The sequence below is a fragment of the Pseudonocardia sp. KRD291 genome (genome assembly GCF_019263595.1).
GTDB lineage: Bacteria > Actinomycetota > Actinomycetes > Mycobacteriales > Pseudonocardiaceae > Pseudonocardia.
Genome location: NZ_JADQDD010000477.1, coordinates 1 through 2,408, shown reverse-complemented (window position 1 = coordinate 2,408; position 2,408 = coordinate 1). Strand labels below are relative to the sequence as shown.

General features: G+C 74.0%; 1 protein-coding gene. It reads right to left on the bottom strand.

From position 1 onward, the window contains the following. Positions 1-2,146 (bottom strand): RNA polymerase recycling motor ATPase HelR (gene helR, locus I4I78_RS31925; RefSeq protein WP_218615234.1); only part of this gene is annotated, 2,146 nt, incomplete at its 3' end. Positions 2,147-2,408 lie beyond the last annotated feature (262 nt).

Genomic DNA, 2,408 nt, shown 5'->3' with positions numbered 1-2,408 from the left:
GCGGGGCCCGGTGCACGACGCCGAGGCGCTGGGTGGCACGGGTGAGGGCGACGTAGAGGTCGGCCGCGCCGTGCGGGCCGTCGGCGAGGATCCGGTCCGGGTCCACGACCAGCACGGCGTCGAACTCGAGGCCCTTCGTCGCCGACGGCGCCACCGCGCCCGGCGTCCCCGGTGGCCCGATCACGACGGCGGTGCCCTCGCGCTGCGCCTCGGCGGCGGTGAACTCCTCGACGGCCGCGCGCAGGTCGTCGTCGCCGACCCGCCGCGACCACGGCGCGACGCCGCACGCCCGGACCGACTCCGGCGGCGCGACCCCGGGCGCGAACTCGGCGAGCAGCGCGGCGGCCACGGTCATGATCTCGGCCGGGGTGCGGTAGTTCACCGACAGCGACCGGTACACCCAGCGGCCGGGCACGTAGGGCTCCAGCATCGCCGCCCAGGACGTCGCACCGGCCGGTGACCGGCGCTGGGCGAGGTCGCCGACCGCGGTGAACGAGCGGCCCGGGCAGCGCCGCATCAGCACCCGCCAGTCCATCTCGGAGAGCTCCTGGGCCTCGTCGACGACGACGTGGCGGTAGGTCCAGTCGCGGTCCTCGGCGGCACGTTCGGCGAGGTCCCGGGTGTCGACCCCGACGAAACGCTCGGCCAGGTTCTCGTGGTGGGTCAGGTCTCCGACGGCCACCCCGATGTCCTCGTCGAGCTCCTCGCGGTCCAGCGTGAGCAGCTCCATCACCCCGGCGGCGTACTCGGTCTCGGCCCGCACCTCCCGTTCGACGGCCCGCCGGGCCGCCTCCTCGACCGCCGGGTCGGGCCCCAGCAGGTCGAGGAGCTCGTCGAGCAGCGGCACGTCCGACACCGTCCACGCCTCGCCGTCGGCACGGGCCAGCGACGGGTCCGCCCCGGCCGCCCGCAGCCGGTCCGGACAGGTGTAGAGCGGCGCCAGCAGGGTCTGCGGCGTCAGGATCGGCCAGAGCCCGTCGAGCGCGGCGGCGAACGCCTCGTGCTCGGCGAGCTCCCTTCTCAGGTCCGCGCGCAGGTCGGCCCACGCGTCGCGGTCCTGCCGTCTCAGCCAGCCCCGTCCGATCCGGGCGGCGGCCCGCTCGGTGAGCACGTAGGTGACGATCTCGGTGAACACCGCGCGGGCCCCGTTGTGCGGGAGCCCGCTCGCCCGAGCCTCGTCCCGTGCCCACTGCGCGGTCGCGGCGTCGATGCGCACCGTCGTGTCCGCCAGCTCGATCGGCAGCGGGTGCTCCGGCAGGCGCTGCCGGTCCGCGACCGCCGCCGCGAGCACGTCGAGGACCGCGAGCGAGCCCTTGGCCCGCGCCGCGTCCGGGGCGTCCTCGGCGGTGACGCGCAGGCCGGGCAGGAGACCGCCGGTGGTCGTGAACACCACGTCGGACTCGCCCAGCGACGGCAGGACGCGGCCGATGTGGTCCAGGAACGCCGGGTTGGGCCCGACCACGAGCACGCCGTGACGTTCCATCCGCTCCCGCCGGGTGTAGAGCAGGTAGGCGACGCGGTGCAGCGCCACCACGGTCTTCCCGGTGCCCGGACCGCCCTCGAGCACCACCACCCCGGGGTGGTCGAGCCGGATGATCCCGTCCTGCTCGGCCTGGATGGTGGCCACGATGTCGCGCATCCCGTCGCCGCGCGGCGCGTTCACCGCCGCGAGCAGTGCCGCGTCCCCGTCCTCGGCGGACGGGTCGTCGCCGCCGAGCAGCTCGTCGGTGAAGTCGAGCAGCCGGCGGCCGCGGGTGTGGAACTGGCGCCGCAGGCGGATGCCCTCCGGGTGCGCGCCGGTGGCGACGTAGAACGGGCGCGATGCCGGAGCCCGCCAGTCCAGCAGCAACGGCCGGTAGTCGTCGTCGGCGTCGAAGATGCCGATCCGGCCGATGTAGGAGCGCTCGCCGGAGAGCGAGTCCGTCCGGCCGAAGCACAGCCCGTTGTCCGCGACCTTGAGCCGCGTGACCTCCTTGGCCGACGCGCGCACCTGCACGTCGCGTTCCATGGGTGTCCCGCCGGTCCCGGCCAGCGCCGCGTCGTACCCGCGCTGCGCCCGCGCGCGGTCGGCGTCGAGCCGCACGTAGAGGTCGGCCACGTGGTCCCGTTCGGATCGCAATTCCTCGTCGTGTCCCTGAGTTGACACAGGCCCCTCACAGTTCGTAAAATGAGGACACAATCGGCGGCCTCCGAAACATTTCCGGAGAACACGCCGACTTTTTATTGCCCTGCTCCGGTCATGCTCGTTCGGCCCGCCCCGACCACGTCGATCACCTCGAGCAGGAGATCGCCCCCTTTCGGCGCGAATGGACGGCTCCCGTTTCCGCGGGACCCGGCACGAGGGGCGATTCTGCGGCACGACCCGGGTCTTGCCACAAGCCCCCCGGCCCGCTATAAGTTGAGAATGG